12 protein-coding genes are annotated in these 16,515 nt (G+C 62.4%); 5 read left to right on the top strand and 7 right to left on the bottom strand.

Translation table 11 applies throughout. From position 1 onward, the window contains the following. The 4 genes from ENJ54_07500 to ENJ54_07485 all read right to left on the bottom strand — a co-directional run. On the bottom strand, positions 1 to 242 hold a 242-nt coding region (locus tag ENJ54_07500; GenBank protein HFC09673.1), incomplete at its 3' end, for a hypothetical protein. 106 nt (positions 243 to 348) lie between these two features. Next, positions 349 to 2,040 (bottom strand): hypothetical protein, encoded by a 1,692-nt coding sequence (locus ENJ54_07495; GenBank protein HFC09672.1) that lies wholly within the window; start codon positions 2,038 to 2,040, stop codon positions 349 to 351. 442 nt (positions 2,041 to 2,482) lie between these two features. Further along, on the bottom strand, positions 2,483 to 3,370 hold the full coding sequence (locus tag ENJ54_07490) for a hypothetical protein (protein HFC09671.1): 888 nt from the start codon (positions 3,368 to 3,370) through the stop codon (positions 2,483 to 2,485). 178 nt (positions 3,371 to 3,548) lie between these two features. Continuing rightward, positions 3,549 to 4,472: an ROK family protein gene (locus tag ENJ54_07485; protein ID HFC09670.1), complete on the bottom strand. Its 924-nt coding sequence runs from the start codon at positions 4,470 to 4,472 to the stop codon at positions 3,549 to 3,551. A 78-nt stretch (positions 4,473 to 4,550) separates the two neighbouring features. Here ENJ54_07485 and ENJ54_07480 point away from each other — a divergent pair, with 78 nt between their 5' ends. Both ENJ54_07480 and ENJ54_07475 read left to right on the top strand, forming a co-directional pair. Further along, on the top strand, positions 4,551 to 6,641 hold the full coding sequence (locus ENJ54_07480) for a serine/threonine protein kinase (protein HFC09669.1): 2,091 nt from the start codon (positions 4,551 to 4,553) through the stop codon (positions 6,639 to 6,641). Positions 6,642 to 6,733: 92 nt separating this feature from the next. Then, complete coding sequence (locus tag ENJ54_07475) at positions 6,734 to 7,708, top strand: DUF4349 domain-containing protein (protein HFC09668.1); 975 nt, start codon at positions 6,734 to 6,736, stop codon at positions 7,706 to 7,708. Positions 7,709 to 7,782: 74 nt separating this feature from the next. On the opposite strand, the gene ENJ54_07470 is transcribed toward ENJ54_07475, so the two are convergent. Then, on the bottom strand, positions 7,783 to 8,655 hold the full coding sequence (locus tag ENJ54_07470; GenBank protein ID HFC09667.1) for a carbohydrate ABC transporter permease: 873 nt from the start codon (positions 8,653 to 8,655) through the stop codon (positions 7,783 to 7,785). Between the two features lie 9 nt (positions 8,656 to 8,664). Further along, a complete protein-coding gene (locus tag ENJ54_07465; protein HFC09666.1) occupies positions 8,665 to 10,416 on the bottom strand; it encodes a sugar ABC transporter permease in 1,752 nt (583 codons plus the stop codon). On the opposite strand from ENJ54_07465, the gene ENJ54_07460 reads away from it, so the two are divergent. Continuing rightward, positions 10,391 to 11,677, top strand: coding sequence for a hypothetical protein (locus ENJ54_07460; GenBank protein ID HFC09665.1), 1,287 nt, complete (start codon positions 10,391 to 10,393; stop codon positions 11,675 to 11,677). The two genes, ENJ54_07465 and ENJ54_07460, sit on opposite strands and share 26 nt — an antisense overlap. A 58-nt stretch (positions 11,678 to 11,735) precedes the next feature. On the opposite strand, the gene ENJ54_07455 is transcribed toward ENJ54_07460, so the two are convergent. Next, the gene (locus ENJ54_07455) at positions 11,736 to 14,000 is read right to left on the bottom strand and encodes an NADP-dependent malic enzyme (protein ID HFC09664.1); all 2,265 of its coding nucleotides are present in this window, start codon (positions 13,998 to 14,000) and stop codon (positions 11,736 to 11,738) included. A gap of 237 nt (positions 14,001 to 14,237) precedes the next feature. Between ENJ54_07455 and ENJ54_07450 the strand changes: the two genes are divergently transcribed. Continuing rightward, on the top strand, positions 14,238 to 15,569 hold the full coding sequence (locus ENJ54_07450) for a UDP-glucose/GDP-mannose dehydrogenase family protein (protein HFC09663.1): 1,332 nt from the start codon (positions 14,238 to 14,240) through the stop codon (positions 15,567 to 15,569). Beyond that, on the top strand, positions 15,514 to 16,470 hold the full coding sequence (locus ENJ54_07445; protein ID HFC09662.1) for a methyltransferase domain-containing protein: 957 nt from the start codon (positions 15,514 to 15,516) through the stop codon (positions 16,468 to 16,470). Before ENJ54_07450 ends, ENJ54_07445 begins: the two co-directional genes overlap by 56 nt. Positions 16,471 to 16,515 lie beyond the last annotated feature (45 nt).

Genomic DNA, 16,515 nt, shown 5'->3' with positions numbered 1-16,515 from the left:
TGCTGCTGCGGGGCGGGCGTGGGGGTGGGGGGCTGAGGCCGATTTTGCCCGGGTTGGGCCTGGTTGCCCTGGGGCTGACCGCTTTGAGGCCGGTTGCCCTGGGCCCGGCTGCCGTTGGCGGGCGGGGCGGCCTGCTGCCGGGCGGGCGGCTGCTGGGGCCGCGGCGGGGCGGGCTGAGGGGTATTGCAGGCAACCAGCAGCACCGCGGCGAGAAACAGAGCGAAAAGGGTAAAGCGTTTCATGATGGCCTCCAGGGATAAGTGCGGTATGCAGGAAATAGATTTTTGGAGTGCGGCGACGCGTCGCCGCTTTCAAAGCGGTGCCCTGGCACCGCACTCCAAAAAGGGGCTACGGTGCTGGCTCAATGAACACCGGCGCGTTGCCCAAGGCCAGGGTGAGTTGGCCGTTGGCGAGGCTGGCCTGCACGGCGTTGCCTAAGGCATCGGTGACGCTCACCGCGGGCAGGGGCACGGGCAGGGCCACCGTCACCGGCGGGGCGGCTGCGTCGTCGTAGGGGTCTAAGTCGGCGTTGTGGCGCCAGGCGATGAAAAGGGGTTGTTGGCCTTCCCGCTCGATGCGGTAGAAGTAGATGCTGTCGTCACCCGTGGCGATGCGTTCCACCCGGGTGGCGTTGCCCATGTGCCCGGCGAAGCGTTTATAGCAAGCGTAGCCGGGCAGTTCTTCCATCTGCGGCGTGCGCAGGCGCATTTGGCCGAAGATGAGGTCAACGCCGGGGGATTGCAGGTTCCACATCCACAGCGCCTGCACGCCTTCGCCCAGGGCTATGGTGCTGCGCTGCACGATGTCGTAGCAGTGAAGTTGCTCATACTGCGCCTGCTCTTCGGGGGTGGTGACGCCAAAGAAGGGGCGTAGTTTGGGGTCAACCTGGTCTACGTGGTCGGCAGCCCACTGGCGGGCGCAGCGCAGGCGGTTGGCCTGGTCGTCGCCGCATAGCGCGCTGGTGACTTTAATCTGCGCCATGAAAAGGTAATCCGGGCCGTTGTGCATGGTGCGGGGGTCTACGCCGCCGTATTCCGTGCTCACGATGGGCTTTTCGTAGCCGTACATTTGCATGTGCTCGCGGAACCAGCCGACCCGATTGGGGATGGCATAAAGGTCGTTGTAGAGGCGCACATCCAGCAGGTCGAAGTCGTCTCGCCCGTGTTGGAGCACATATTCAAAGAAGTCGGCGCTGGCCGGCTCGCCCATGCCGCGCTTGGTGAAATCGCCGTTGCAGTTGACGCCGATGACCTGCACATCGGGCAGCACGGCTTTCACCGCCTGATAGTAGATGTGCTGCAGTTGCACGAAGGCTTCGGGCTGGTCGGCGGGGAAGTGCAGCCCCGAGGCGGGTTCGGTATCCCGCTGCATGTATTTGATGCCGCCGTGGGCGTGGTCGCGCACCTCTTCGGCGACTTTGGTCACGAATTCCCGGTAGTATTCCTCGCAGGTCTTGGTGCAGGCAGTTTCCCCTTTGGGGCACTCGCGCAGGGGCGCGCCTTTCTGAGATTGCACCTCGTCGGCGGCGGTGCACCAGCCGTTGGTGAACAGGTTGAGCAGCGCCTGGTCGTTTGGCCCCAACTGGTCGAGGTAAGCGTCCAGTTCGTGGAAATCGTACTGCCCTGGCTCCGGTTCCAACTTGGACCAGTAAAAGGAAAGTTTGGTGCGGGGGATACCCAGGTCGTGGATGTAGGTGAGGAAGCCTTCCATCTTGGGGCGCCCGGCGTTGCCTTCCTGGAAGGGGCCGAAGGCCACGCCCAGGGGGGAGTGCCACCAAACCTGGGCGGTGTTGGGGGAAGGCGAGGCAGCCGTGGCGGTCGGTTGGGGCGGCGGCGTGTTGGCGGGGGACTGAGGCCGGTTTTGCCCGGGTTGGGCCTGGCCGCCTGGGGGCTGATTGCCCTGGGGCTGGCTGCCGTTGGCGGGCGGGGCGGCCTGCTGCCGGGCGGGCGGCTGCTGGGGCCGCGGCGGTGCAGGTTGTGGTGTGTTGCACGCCGTGAGCGCCCATAACAGCACGGGAAGGACAAGAAGCCAACGTCTCATAGGGAACCTCCTTTTGAAGACTGTGCTCGGTCGCTTCGGGTGAGCGTTTCCCCCGATAGCGGCGACCGCGCGGACGTGGATTCTGCCGCTGGAAAGCACCGCCGCGGAGAAGGCAGAGGGAGCACATGCAGAGACAAGATATGTGCGGCTCAGCGAGGCGTACCATTGCACAATACAAACCCTTACGCCCCCTGCGGCCTCTGTGCGCCCTTTGCCTGGGGCCCGGATGATTGCCTTCTCATTTTGCTCTCATTATACGCACACCGTGTAAAAACGGGGTTATCGGCGAGTAAGAAAGGCGTAAAATGCCGCCGCGGCGTTCAGGTTTCCCCCATGATGTTCCCTCTATGACAGGGCGGGCGATGTCGTCGCACACGACACCGCCCGCTGAAGTGGCCTTCAAGATTCGTTAGCGCCGGAAAAGCACCGCGGGGGCTTTCCCTCACCCCCTCGGTGGAGCAGGAGGAAGCACTCCAAAGCGCCCCCTGGGGAAATCCAGCACGATGGTGTGCTCAAGAAATGGCGCGTTCCCCATAATGCCGATCATCTCATGGCGAGAAAAGAACGCCTGCCACCCTTCGTCATCGCTGTAATGCACGGTGTGCATTGGGAGCAACATCCCTCCCAGGCGCACCTGGGCCTTGAGCGGACCTCCCGGTATTTGTTTGGTTTCACCCCAGGCAGAGATGGACAGCGTATGGGTCACGTGGCCCTCGCTCAACTGCGCCCACTGGGAAGCATCGGTGAGCAGTTCGAAAATGCTGCTCCCTGTATCCCATAAGGCCCAGCGGGGGCGGCCATCCACCTCTATCTCAATCATGATGTGCCCGTGCTCGGTGAGCCGGAGGGGGGTCCAGCGGGCGGTCCTTTCCCAGGGTACAGGAAGGCGTTCCAGGCGAGCAAGGCGCTGAGCGGGGAAATCCATTGCCAGGATATGCCCTCGCACCAGGTCAGCCCCAATGGTGCCGAGCACCGGCTTCCCATCGGGCGGCGTGTCTTCGTCGCCAAAATCCCGGTACCAGGCGATGGGGGTAATTTCCCACGGCCCCACGCGCAGGGGAATCTCGAGCAAGGGGGCTTCCTGCCCATTGATGATGGCACGCCGCCCTTGCTGCTGAAAGCGGATGAGTGCTGCCTTTTGCTCGGGGGTGAACGCCTGGGCGTAAAGCATGGTCGTAGGCGCGCCCAGGTCAAATTGAAACCACCCTTGCAAGCCGTTGAGAGCAGGCAACGTCGCCAACACATACATCACAGCATGGGGAAAATACCTTCCCCCAAGATCGGCGCCCTGCCAGCGGAAATTTTGCCAGGGAATCGCGGATTCTGCCATTTCCTCTTACCTCCGTGCCATGCTCTCGAGAGACCGTTCGGTTTCGGGTAATGTCTCTGGCAGCATTTCGTACTTCGACTTCGCTGCCGTTGGTCACTCCGCTCAGTACGAAATGCTGCCAACAGCACGTTTCGACATGGTTGCTCCACAATCTCTGCTCAACGCGTTTATTCGCGACTCAGGTTATCATCGTCAGCGCCCCCAACAGCCCGGCATCGTCGCCGAGGGCCGCGGTGGTAAGCACCATGCCTTCCAGATAGGCCGGCGACATCACGCTGGTGCGCAGGGCGGCTTCCAGCGGGCGCAACAGCACGTCGCCCGCATGCACCACGCCGCCGCCCAAAATCACAATGCTGGGATTGAAGATGTGCAGAAAGCCTGCGAGCGCGCGGCCCAGGTGCTCCGCAGCCTGGGTGAAGATGCGTTGTGCCAGCGCATCGCCGCCTTGCGCGGCCTGGGCCACATCGGCCGCGGTGAGGGGGCGGGGCAGGGCGGCCAGGGACGAGGCTTCCCCGCGGTTTAAGGCTTCTTCAGCCTGGCGGGCAATGGCCGTGCCCGAGGCAACGGCTTCCAGATGCCCTCGCTGGCCACAGCCGCACAAGGGGCCATCGGGCATCACGGTCACATGTCCCAGTTCTGCGGCCAGCCCGCGCGCGCCATGCAGCAGGCGATCGTCCACGATCACGCCCGCGCCAATGCCGGTGCTGATGGTCAGGTAGAGGACGTGATGATGCCCCTGCCCTGCGCCGTAACGCCATTCACCCAACGCGGCCAGGTTGGCGTCGTTATCTACCTTCACGGGCACACCCAACGCCCGCGAGAGGTAATCTGCCAGCGGGAAATCGCGCCACGCGGGGATGTTAGGGGCGGCATACACCACACCGGTTTCCGGGTTCAGGGGGCCAGGGCAGGCCACGCCCACGCCCAGCACCTCGCCATCCGCAGGCCAGATTTCCCGGAGCAGCGCGACCAGTGCGGCTTCCGGACGGCCTTCCCGCGGGGTGCGGGCGCGTTCCCGCCGCATCGGCGCGGTTTCCCCTTGCGGGTACAGCGCCGCCCGCAGCCACGTGCCGCCAACATCCACCGCCAAATGATACTTCATGCAAGCAAGTATAGCACACGTAGGGTATACTAAAATTGAGCGTTTTCGAGATTTCCCGCAGGCGAGGAGAGACCCCAGGTGCAACCTGAACGCATTGGCCGCTACGAAATTCTGGAACTTTTGGGGCGTGGGGGGCAAGCCGCCGTGTATCGCGCCTATGACCCCACCATGCAGCGCGAGGTCGCCATCAAAGTGCTGACCACCACCGCTGCCGTCGACGAGAAAGCCCGCCAACGCTTCGAGCGGGAAGCCCACACCATCGCTGCGCTGGAACACCCCAACATCGTGCCGGTGTACGATTTCGGCGCCTACGACGACGGCCTCTACATCGTCATGCGGCTGATGAAAGGCGGCACTTTAGCCGACCGCCTGGCACACGGCCCACTCAACCCCGCGGAGGCGCTGGAAGTAGTGCGCCCCATCGCCGCTGCGCTGGACGCGGCCCACAAGCGGGGCATCGTGCATCGCGATATCAAGCCCGGCAATATCCTCTTCGACGAATACGGCGCAGCCTACCTCTCGGACTTCGGCATTGCGCGGCTGGGCGATGCCACCGCCTCGCTGACAGGCTCGCTCATCCTCGGCACGCCCCACTACATGAGCCCAGAGCAAATTCAGGGGAACGTTCCCCTTGACGGGCGTTCCGACGTCTACGCGCTGGGCGCGCTGCTCTTTCAAATGCTGACCGGCCACGTGCCCTACGAGGGCGACACCCCTGCCCAGGCCCTGGTCAAGCACCTTCAGGAACCCATCCCACGGCTGGCCGACTATCGGCCGGCGTTGCCGGAAGCCTACCAGGCCATCATCGACCGGGCCATGGCGAAAGACCGCGAAGCGCGCTACCCCACCGCAGGCGCGCTGGCTGCCGACCTGGAAGCCGCGGTCACCGACCGGCCGCTTGCCAGCGCCCCGACGTTAGCCATGGCGCCGCCCGCCGCAGGCCGCCGTGCGGGAAAACGCCTGCCCTGGTGGGCATGGGCTGCCGCCGGGCTGGCCGTGCTGGCCCTGGTGGGGGCAGGCTGGGCGCTCTGGGGTCGACGCACCAGCCCGCCGCCCACGCCAACCCTCGCGGCTTCCCCCACAGCCCTGGTGAAGACCAGCCTGCCCGTCGCGGCAGCCACCACGGCCGTGCCCACGCCTTCCCCCCCACCCACGCCCACGCCCACCGTGGCGACTTCCCCCACATCACCCCCCACCCCCACTTTCACCCCCGCCGCGTCGCCCACCCCAGCCCTTGGCGGCAAGGTACTCGGCGGCACCGACCTGCTGGCCGTGCTTTCCGGCGGCGATTTATGGTTCGTTTCGCTGGACGGCCACGCGCAACGCATCACCACCGACGGCGGCGACAAACACGGCCTGGAATGGCTTTCGCCCGACCGCCTGCTCTACCTCAACGGCAAATGCGTTTTCACCCTCACCACCGCCGACCCCACTCCCCAACCCCTGGTTTGCTTCCGCAACACCGATTCGCTGGATGCCTTCCGCATCTCGCCCGACGGCAAGCGCGTTGCCATTGTGCTGGACAACAAACTCTACATCGCCGACTACGACCTCAAAGCCCTGAGCAACTATCGCGACCCCGACCTGCTCCCCCAAATGCCGGGCTTTTGTGCGCGCTTCGTGGCCGACACCATCCATGAAGTGCGCTGGTCGGCCGACGGCTCGCGGCTGGCCGCGCGGGTCACAGTGCCCATCGGCGGCGGGCGGGCTGGCGACCAGATCGAAATTCTCAACCCGGTCTGCGGCCAGGGTATTTACCGCCAGCACACCTTCCCCGGCAACCGCTTCCCCATGCGCACCTACAACCAGGTGCCGCGCATTACCGCTTTCGATTGGGATGGTGACAAACAGTTCGTCTTCACCCTCTACTGGCGCAACCTCAGTTTCGGCGATATGTACCTTTACAGCCGCGGTACCTACACCGGCGAGCGCATCCAACCCATCCAAACCAGCGATTGCTGCTACGCCGCCCCGGCCTGGAGCCCCGATGGCACTTACCTTTCGTTCTTCTTCCAAGACATCAACGACCCGAAGGGCAAGATCTTCCTGTACCACATTCCTGCAGGCACCATCGGCGCGGGGGTGAACTACAAGCCTCTGCCTCTCGACGCCCCCATTTTCCCCTCGCCGCGCACCTATCTGGAAATCGCCCCCCGGCCAGCGCCCTGAGCGCAAGCCCTCACCCCCGGGGAACTTTTGCGCCCCCTTCAGCGTCTGAAACCGCAGAACGCCCCCAAAAGCACCTTCCCCAGGAGGAAAACATGACCTCATCCAAACGCATCCTCAGCCTGGCGTTACTGCTGACGCTGCTCGGCGCACTGCTGGCAGGCTGCGCGCAGCAAAAAGCCCCTCTGCCCGAAGCCGTTGGCCGCGACGCGATGGAAAACGGCGCGGCTTCGCTGGCAATGCCCGCTAATGCCCCCGCTGCCAAAAGCGCCGCCTTCCAAGACGCGGTGCCTGAAGAGGCCCCACGGTTGGTCATCCGCAACGCGGACCTGGAAATCGTGGTAGACGACCCCGCACAGGCCGCCGACGCCATCAGCAAAATGGCCGCAAGCATGGGCGGCTTTGTGGTCTCTTCCAAGGTTTACGAAAGCACCAGCGCGAGCGGCGTGCAGTTGCTTTACGGGTCGGTCACAGTGCGCGTGCCCGCCGAAAAATTCCAAGAGGCCATCGGCCAAATCGAAGCCCTGGCCGTGCGGGTGGAACGCAAAGACATCACCGGCAAAGACGTCACCGAAGAATACGTTGACCTGCAAGCCCGTCTCAAAAACCTGGAAGCCGCCCGCGACGAGTTACAGCGCCTGATGCGCGACGCCACCAACACCGAAGACGTCCTGGCCGTCTATCGCGAACTGACCCAGGTGCAGGGCGAAATCGAACAAGTGAAAGGGCGCATTAAATACCTGAAAACTTCTGCGGCCATGTCGGCTATTTCGGTGCGGCTGACCCCCAGCGCCGCGGCCAAAACCGTCAGCATTGGCGGCTGGCACCCCAGCGGGGTCGCCAAAGACGCGCTGGTGATGCTGGCGCGCACCCTGCGCGGGCTGCTCAACCTGGTCATCTGGGTGGTCATTTACCTCATTCCCACCTTCCTGGCGCTGGGCATCGTCTTTGGCCTGCCAGCATGGGGCTTTTACCGCCTGGCACGCCGCTGGTGGCGAAAGCGCCATGCCCCGCAGCCGCAGGAACCCCCAACCCCAGCAGCCGCCCCACCGCCCAGCGAGAATACCTGAATCTCGTCCCATCCACAGAAAAAAAGCCGCCCCGTGAGGGCGGCTTTTGGCGCTCAAAGGGGCATGCCGGGGGGTTAACCCTTCATCCCACTGCGGGCAATGCTTTCGGTAAACTGCTTCTGGGTAAGGAAGTAAAGCGCCAAAATGGGCAAAATGGTAATCACCGCGCCGGCCATCTGCAGGTTGAGTTCCGAGCCAGCCTCATCCACAAACTGGAACAACCCTACCGCAATCGGCCGCCAGGTCGGCTCGTTGGTCACCAGCAGCGGCCAGGCCAGGGCATTCCAGGAACCGATGAACGAAAGCACCATGATGACCATGATGGGCGCTTTGGAAAGCGGCAGCACCACATGCCGCAAAAACTGCCAGTGGCTCGCCCCGTCGATTTGCGCCGCGTCGAAAAGGTCGTCGGGGATTTGCGCGAAAAACTGCCGCAACAGGAAAATGCTAAACACGTTGCCCATGAAGGGGATGGTCAGCGCAGGCCAGTTGTTGATCCACTTGATGGGGCTGACACGGCCCAACCACGTCACGGTGAGGAAGTTGGGGATCATCAACACCATCCCCGGGATCATCATGGTGCTCAACAACACCATGAAAATCAGATCGCGACCGGGGAATTTCATGCGGGCAAACGCATAGGCCGCCAAAATGCTGAACAACAGTTCCCCGCCTAAGGTGATGAACGTGATTTCCACCGAGTTGAAGAAATACTCCGAAAAGTTGGCTTCCCGCCAGGCCACGACGTAATTATGCCATTGCGGCACCTGGGGCAAGAAACGGCCTGAAATGGCTTCCCCCAAGGTCATCAGCGAGGTGGAAAGCATCCACAAAAAGGGCACGATGGCGATGATACCGCCCACAATCAGAATAGTGTAAAGCAACCCTCGCAGCAACCCGCGGCGCAGACGGTAGTTGGGGGTGGATTTTTGAGCAGCGACACTCATGAGGCACCTCTACTGGTAGAAAACGCGCGAGCCTTGCACCTTGTTGTTGATGTAGGTCAGGCTGAGGATGATGGCGAAAAGCACAAAAGCCATGGCCGAAGCGTAGCCGTAACGGGTGTCGGTGAAGAAAGTGTCGAAGATGACCACGCTGAAAGTGTTGACGGTCTTCAAGGCTTCCGTTTCCCGCATGACGTAGATGTGATTGAAGGCCTTGAAAGTCCCGATAATGGCAATGAGCGAGAGGAAGTAAGTGGTCGGCGAGAGCAACGGCAGTGTGATGTGGCGGAAAATCTGCCAGCGGCTGGCGCCGTCGATTTCAGCGGCTTCGTTGATTTCGTTGGGGATGTTCCCCAGCCCGGCCAGATAAATCACCGTGTCGTAGCCGACGTAAGTCCAGATGGAATAAATGATGATGACCACCAGCGCCAGGCTTGGCCCTGCCGCCCACGAGGGGATATGCACCCCCAGCCCATCGGCAATCAGCGAGAACACCCCGCGAGGCTCCCACAGCCACTTGAGCGGCTTGATGCCGAAAAGCCGCAAGAAGCGGTTGACCAGACCGGAAGGGTGCCCGATGAACAGCAACCGGAACACCGCCGCGCTCGCCACCGTAGGCGTGATGTAAGGCATAAAGTAAAGCACACGGAAGAACTCGCGCCCCCGAATGTTCTGAAACAGCAAATAAGAAAGCACCAACGCGATGCCCAACTGGAACGGCACCGTGCCGAGGGCATAATACACGGTCACCACCAGCCCGCGCCAGAGGTCAGGGTCACCCGCTTCAATGACCGGCGGCAACTCGGCCACGAAAATCCAGCCCGCGACCAACAAAAACAGCGCCGCCAGCCCTTTGAAAGCAAAACCCTTATCCGAGGCGCTATCAACGGCGCTTTGCCACAGCCTCCAGGCCGCATAGAACAAAATCACCCCAATGGTAATCAGCACCACGTGGGTGGCAATGGTGGGCGGCTCTCCCTCTTCGATGGCTTTCTGGATGGTCAATTGTAACTGATGGTAAGTAAACCCGGCTGTGATGACGCCTGTCAGGAAGAAGAAAACCCCCGTGCTCCACTGCAAAATATAAGTGCTGTGGCGCGCCGAAGACTGCCGCCGATAAAGCGCCCACCACAGCAACAGGCCCACCAACGTCACCCCTGCCGCCACCCCCATTGCGGCCAACACGTGCGGCTCGATGAAGGCTTCCCACAGCAGTTTCCGAAACAAAGCCTGCGATCGCTTGACGCCGATGGCCTTGTTGGGGATCTCCAACACCACGGGCAGCAAAATGACGCCATAGCGCATCCACAATAAGCCCCCCACGCCAAGCACCACGCCCGGCACGCCCCACAGCCAGGGGCTTTCCTCGTTCTCGCGGGCATGGGTCATCACTGCCCGCCACGCCCGCCAGGCCGCGAAGAACATGCCCAAGGCGACCGCGAAAAAGAGCAAAAACCCCAAACTCTCGACGGCACGGACATAATGAGCAAGCCCCACGAACTTGCCCATCCGAATGCGCCAGCGGTGCAAACTCACATAGACCGCAAACAAGACCGGGAAAATGCCAAACGTGAAAATGAGAATCACCGACGGCGCCAGCATCAAATACGCGGTAAGATATTCGCGCCATTGACGCCCGCGCTTGCTATGCCACATTGCAGAGAGTTTGGAATGCATAGGCCCTCCCTTGAATGGTCGCGAGGCTGATGGTGTTATTATACCCTGCAAGGAGGCCACCATGCCCGATTTGAGTACCGCGATCATGCCCGTGCTGGAAAGCCCGCGGCTGACAGCCCTGCCCCTGGGGCCCGGCCAGATGCCCCCTCACTATGCGGGCTACGGGCTGCTCAACATTCCCGCCACCATCTGCCAGTTACTCGGCGCGCCGCCCATCCGCGACCACCCACCGCTGGAAGCCGCCCTCACCGAGCCGCTGGGCCACGCCGAGCGCGTGGTAGTTGTGCTGGTGGATGGGCTACGTTGGGGCCTGCTGCGTCAGGCGCTGGAAGCCAACCTGCTCCCCGGCTGGGTGCGCCTCGCCGAGCAGGGCGTGCTGGCCCCGCTGACCTCCATCGCCCCCAGCACCACCGCCGCTGCCCTCAGCACCCTCTGGACGGGCGCAACCCCCACCGAGCACGGCATCACCGGTTACGAAGTCTGGCTCAAGGCTTACGGGCTGGTCGCCAACATGATCTTCCATCAGCCTTCCAGTTTTCGGCGGGGGATGGATGCCTTGCGCAACACCGGTTTCGAACCGGACAAATTCATCCCCCTCCCCACCTTAGGCGAACACCTGGCGCACCACGGCATCAAAAGCATTGCCTTCCAGCACTACACCATCAGCCATTCCGGACTTTCCGAAATGCTCTTTCGAGAAACCGAAGTGCGCGCCTTCACCACGCCGGCGCAATTATGGTTCAACGTCCGCCAGGCGCTGGCCGAAGCCCCCGGCGAAAAGCGCTTCCTGGGCGTGTACTGGGGGGCAGTAGACGGGCTGGAACACCACCACGGCCCCCACGACCCGCGCGTGCTGGCCGAAGTGCACGCCTTCGGCTGGGCGATGGAACGCTACTTCCTGAACGCGCTCACCCCCGCCGAGCGTGCCGGTACGGTGCTGCTCATCACTGCCGACCACGGGCACATTCACACCGACGACGACCCGCACTTTTACCTCAAAAACCACCCCAGGCTGCAGGAAACCTTTCACATCCCGCCCTGCGGCGAAAACCGGCTGATGTACCTCTACCCCCGCCCGGGGCACGCGGCAGCCATGCAAGACTACTTCGCAGAAGCCTGGCCCGGCCAGTTTCGGCTGGTGCCTGCCGAAAAAGCCATCGCCGCCGGCCTTTTCGGCCCCGGCGAGCCCCACCCCGACCTGCACAACCGCGTCGGTGACTGGGTGGGGCTGGCCCAGGGGAACGCTTACCTCTGGTGGGCCGACAAGAAAAACCACCTCATCGGGCGGCACGGCGGGCTTTCCCGCGAAGAAATGCTTATCCCGTTTCTGGCCGCGCGGCTGGACTAAAAAACCTGACAGGCCTTCGCGGGCCTGTCAGGTTTTCATCACCACAAAACGGGGAAAATCAGCCGCGGCTGTTGGCGTCCATTACGGCCACAGCGGCCACGTTCACAATGTCTTTCACTTCGTCGCCGGTCTGAAGGACATGCACCGGTGCGCCCATTCCCAACAGGATAGGCCCAATGGCCTGCGCCTTGCCCAAACGCGCCAGCAGTTTGTAGGCAATGTTGGCGGCTTCCAACGAGGGGAAGACCAGCACGTTGGCATCTTTCACCCGGCTGAAGGGGTAACGTTTCTCGACGATTTCAGTCACCACTGCGGTGTCAGCCTGCATTTCGCCGTCGATGACCAGGTCAGGGCGCTTCTCACGCACGATTTCCACGGCCTTGCGCACCTTTTCGCTTTCAGGGTGCGGCGTGCTGCCGAAGTTGGAGAAGGAAAGCATGGCCACGCGCGGCTCGATTTCCAACTGGCGGGCAAAGTCGGCGGCCAGAATGGCAATTTCGGCCAGGTCTTCCGCTGTGGGGTCAATGTTGACGGTCGCGTCGGTGAAGAGATACACCCGGCCGTCCACCACCATGATGTACACGCCCGCGGCCTTGGAAACGCCCGCGGCCGTGTGGTGAATTTGCAGCGCCGGGCGGATCACCTCGGGGTATTCGTAAGTCAGGCCAGAAACAAAGGCATCGGCATCGCCCATCTTGACCATCATCGGGCCAAGGATATTCGGGTCGCTGATGTGCTTGTAGGCCTGGGAAAGGGTCACGCCCTTGCGCTGGCGCAGTTCGTAGTAAGCGTGCGCATATTCGTCGCGGCGGTCGAAGTTCTGCGGGCCCACCACCTTGGGCTGATGTTTCAGTTCCATGCGCCTGGCTTTTTCGGCAATCACCTCGGGGTCGCCGATGAGAATCGGCTCGGCAATGTTTTCGTCGATGAGTTGCATCGCCGCGCGCAAGATCTTGTCTTCCTCGCCCTCAGCAAACACCACGCGCTTCTTGCTCTTGGCCGCCTTGGCTTTGTTCATGATGAAGTGGCGTACCTGAGCGCCTTTGCCCTGCCGCAGCGCGAGTTGTTCTTTGTATTCCTCAATGTCAATGTGCTTGCGGGCCACGCCGGTTTCCATGGCCGCCTGCGCCACCGCGGGGGCTTCCCACAGCAGCACGCGCGGGTCGAAAGGCTTGGGAATGATGTAGTCGGGGCCAAACTTCAGGCTTTCCAGGCCATAGGCACGCAGCACGCTGTCGGGCACGTCTTCCTTCGCCAACGCCGCCAACGCCTTGGCCGCGGCGATCTTCATTTCGTCGTTGATCGCCCGGGCACGCACATCCAACGCGCCGCGGAAGATGAAGGGGAAGCCCAGCACATTGTTGATCTGGTTGGGGTAGTCGGAGCGGCCCGTGGCAACAATCGCATCGGGACGGGCTTCCTTCGCCAATTCATACTTGATTTCGGGGTCGGGGTTGGCCATCGCGAAGATGATGGGGTTGGGCGCCATCTTCTTCACCATCTCGGGCGTCAAAATGTCGGCCACCGAGAGGCCATAGAACACATCCGCCCCTTCGATCGCGTCATCCAGCGTGCGGGCGTCGGTCTCGACGGCAAATTCCTCTTTGTAGGGGTTCATCCGCTCGGTGCGGCCCTTGTAAAGCACCCCGCGGCTGTCGCACATGATGATGTTTTCTTTCTTCGCGCCCAGTTTGATGGCCAGTTTAGCGCACGCCATGGCCGAAGCACCAGCGCCTGAGACCACGATCTTGATCTCATCGATCTTCTTGCCGGTGAGTTCCAGCGCGTTGAGCAGCCCGGCCGCAGAAATGATTGCTGTGCCGTGTTGGTCATCGTGGAAGACCGGGATGTCGAGCATTTCTTTCAGTTTGTCTTCCACGTAAAAGCATTCCGGCGCCTTGATGTCTTCCAGGTTGATGCCGCCGAAAGTGGGCGCAATGGCTGCTGCCACCTTGATGAGTTCATCGGGGTCGTGGGTGTCGACCTCAATATCGAACACATCAATATCGGCAAAGCGCTTAAACAACACGCCCTTGCCTTCCATTACGGGTTTGGAAGCAAGGGCGCCACGATCGCCGAGGCCGAGAATGGCCGTACCGTTGGAAATCACCGCCACCAGATTGCCTTTGGAGGTGTATTCGTAGGCCAGTTCAGGGTCTTTTTCAATTTCCAGCACCGGAACGGCCACGCCTGGCGTGTAAGCCAACGAGAGGTCCCGTTGGGTTTCCAGCGGCTTGGTCGGCAAAATGGAGATTTTGCCCGGTTTACCGTGTAACCGATGGTATTCCAGGGCTTCTTCACGGGTAATCGGTGCTTTGCTCATGGGAAACTTCTCCTTTCGTCACGAAGGATGATGGATGGGGGGATATTTTCTGGAACGCGGCATACAAACAGAGGTAAAAACAACAACAGCAAGTATATTATGCCGCGCTCTGGCAACCGACGGAAGTTACATTAGTCACTACATTGAGAGATAACCCTCTTTCTTTTCAAACGATGCGCTCGCCCGCGAGGCCTATGGTATCATTAGCCCGCAAAAAATGCTCTGGGAGGTCTCCCTATGAAACAAATCGCTGTGGTCGGCGTGGGCTACGTCGGCCTGGTCACCGCTGCCTGCTTTGCCGATTTGGGCAACAAAGTGATTGCCCTGGACATCGACGAGGAACGCATCGCCCGCCTGAAGCGCGGCGAAATGCCCATTTACGAGCCCGGGTTGGAAGAACTGGTGCGCCGCAATGTGCACGCCGGACGGCTGGCGTTCACCACGTCCTACCGCGAAGCGCTGGACGGCACCGAGTTTGCCTTCATCGCGGTGGGCACCCCCGAAGGCGTAGACGGCGAGGCCGACCTGCGCTACGTGGAAGCCGCGGCCAAATCCATCGCCAAGACCATGCAGGAACCGCTCATCGTGATCAACAAATCCACCGTGCCGGTGGGCACAGGCGACTGGGTGGCGAACATCATCCGCGAACACCAACCGGAACCCGTGCCGTTTTCTGTGGTTTCCTGCCCCGAATTCCTGCGGGAAGGCTCGGCCATTGCCGATTTCATGAACCCGCACCGGGTGGTGCTCGGCTCCACCGACAAAGACGCCGCCGAAAAGGTAGCCCAACTCCACCTGCCGCTGCGCGCCCCCATCATCGTCACCGACCTGCGCACTGCCGAAATGATCAAATACGCCTCCAACGCCTTCCTCGCCACCAAAATTTCGTTCATCAACGAAATCGCCAACATCTGCGAGGCGCTGGGCGCGGATGTGGAAGAAGTGGCCGTGGGGATGGGCTACGACCCCCGCATCGGGCCGCTCTTCCTCAAGGCCGGGCTGGGCTACGGCGGCTCCTGCTTCCCCAAGGACGTCAAGGCCCTGGCCCACATGGCCGAAGAAAAGGGACGCCACCCGCAACTGCTCCACGCGGTGATGGACATCAACGCCGACCGCCGTCAAATGGTGATAGAGCGCGTCAAGGAAATGCTCGGCGGCGAACTGGAAGGCAAAACCGTGGGCTTGCTCGGCCTGGCTTTCAAGCCCAACACCGACGATATGCGCGAATCGCCCGCCATCGACATCGCCCGCGGCTTCCAGGAAGCCGGTGCAACCGTGCGGGCTTACGACCCCATCGCCATGGAAAACGCCAAGGCCATTATGCCCAACGTCACCATGTGCGCCGGCCCCTACGCCCTGGCCGAAGACAGCGACGCGCTCATCGTGGTAACCGACTGGAACGAGTTCAAGCAACTGGATTTGAAACGCATTCACGGCCTGATGCGCGAGCCTGTGATTTTCGACGGGCGCAACATCTACGACCCCGAAAAGATGTGCCAGATGGGCTTCCGCTATCACGGCGTGGGGCGCGGCTACGCGTGCCCGCAACTCGCCGAGGAGGAAGCGTAGCGTGACCACTCACGACCGCCCGCCGGTGTGCGACTACGAAGGCTCCGATTACCAGCAACGGTTTTGGGAACAGGGCGGCCGCGCCTATGAGGACGGGGCGGAAGCCGTGGCCCTGCGCCATCTGCTGCCCCCAGAAGGCGGCGAATTGCTGTTGGAAATCGGCGCGGGCGCAGGCCGCAACACCCCGCGCTACCACGGCTACCGGCGGGTGGTGCTGCTCGACTATTCCCGCACCCAACTGCGGCAGGCGCAGGAACGCCTGGGCCGCAGCGATCGCTACATCTACGTCGCCGCCGACGCCTACACCATGCCTTTCGTGGACGGCCTGTTCGACGGCGCCACCATGATTCGCGTGCTGCACCACATGGCCGAACCGCTGGCCGTGCTGCAGGAAACCCGCCGCGTGATGCGGCCTGAGGGCATCTTCATCCTGGAATTTGCCAGCAAGCGCAACCTGAAGGCCATCCTGCGGTGGCTGCTGCGCCGCCAGGCGTGGAGCCCTTTCACCCCCGAGCCGGTGGAATTCGCCCCGCTGAACTACGACTTCCACCCGCGGCAGGTGCAGGCATGGCTGGCCGAAGCAGGCTTCACGGTGGAAGACATCCGCACCGTCTCCCACTTCCGCATCGGCCTGCTGAAGCGCCTGGTGCCCACCCGCGTGCTGGTGGCCCTGGACGCCCTTGCCCAGCCCACCGGCCGCTGGTGGCAGTTGACGCCCAGCGTGTTCGTGCGCGCCCGCGCCCAGGGCCAACCGGAAACCGCGCCCGAAGGGGCATTCTTCCGCTGCCCCGCGTGCGGCCACGCACCGCTGGAAAGCCACCCCGACGTTTTGGCCTGCCCCCACTGCGGCGCACGCTGGGCGATTCGCGACGGTATCTATGATTTCAAAGAGCCGATGTGATGATGCAAGATGCACCCTGCCCCCTGCAACTTCCCTAAATCGCTA

It is taken from the genome of Chloroflexota bacterium (assembly GCA_011322445.1).
In the GTDB taxonomy this organism is placed as follows: Bacteria; Chloroflexota; Anaerolineae; order Anaerolineales; family DRMV01; genus DRMV01.
Note: the sequence above shows the minus strand (reverse complement) of the source record. Positions and strands in the feature narration are given on the sequence as shown.

Bases quoted from the DNA above. Each gene is read 5' to 3' on its own strand.
- ENJ54_07460 (HFC09665.1), top strand. From the start codon at position 10,391: ATGCCCGATTTGAGTACCGCGATCATGCCCGTGCTGGAAAGCCCGCGG.
- ENJ54_07495 (HFC09672.1), bottom strand. From the start codon at position 2,040: ATGAGACGTTGGCTTCTTGTCCTTCCCGTGCTGTTATGGGCGCTCACG.
- ENJ54_07455 (HFC09664.1), bottom strand. From the start codon at position 14,000: ATGAGCAAAGCACCGATTACCCGTGAAGAAGCCCTGGAATACCATCGG.
- ENJ54_07470 (HFC09667.1), bottom strand. From the start codon at position 8,655: ATGAGTGTCGCTGCTCAAAAATCCACCCCCAACTACCGTCTGCGCCGC.
- ENJ54_07450 (HFC09663.1), top strand. From the start codon at position 14,238: ATGAAACAAATCGCTGTGGTCGGCGTGGGCTACGTCGGCCTGGTCACC.
- ENJ54_07490 (HFC09671.1), bottom strand. From the start codon at position 3,370: ATGGCAGAATCCGCGATTCCCTGGCAAAATTTCCGCTGGCAGGGCGCC.
- ENJ54_07485 (HFC09670.1), bottom strand. From the start codon at position 4,472: ATGAAGTATCATTTGGCGGTGGATGTTGGCGGCACGTGGCTGCGGGCG.
- ENJ54_07465 (HFC09666.1), bottom strand. From the start codon at position 10,416: ATGATCGCGGTACTCAAATCGGGCATGGTGGCCTCCTTGCAGGGTATA.
- ENJ54_07475 (HFC09668.1), top strand. From the start codon at position 6,734: ATGACCTCATCCAAACGCATCCTCAGCCTGGCGTTACTGCTGACGCTG.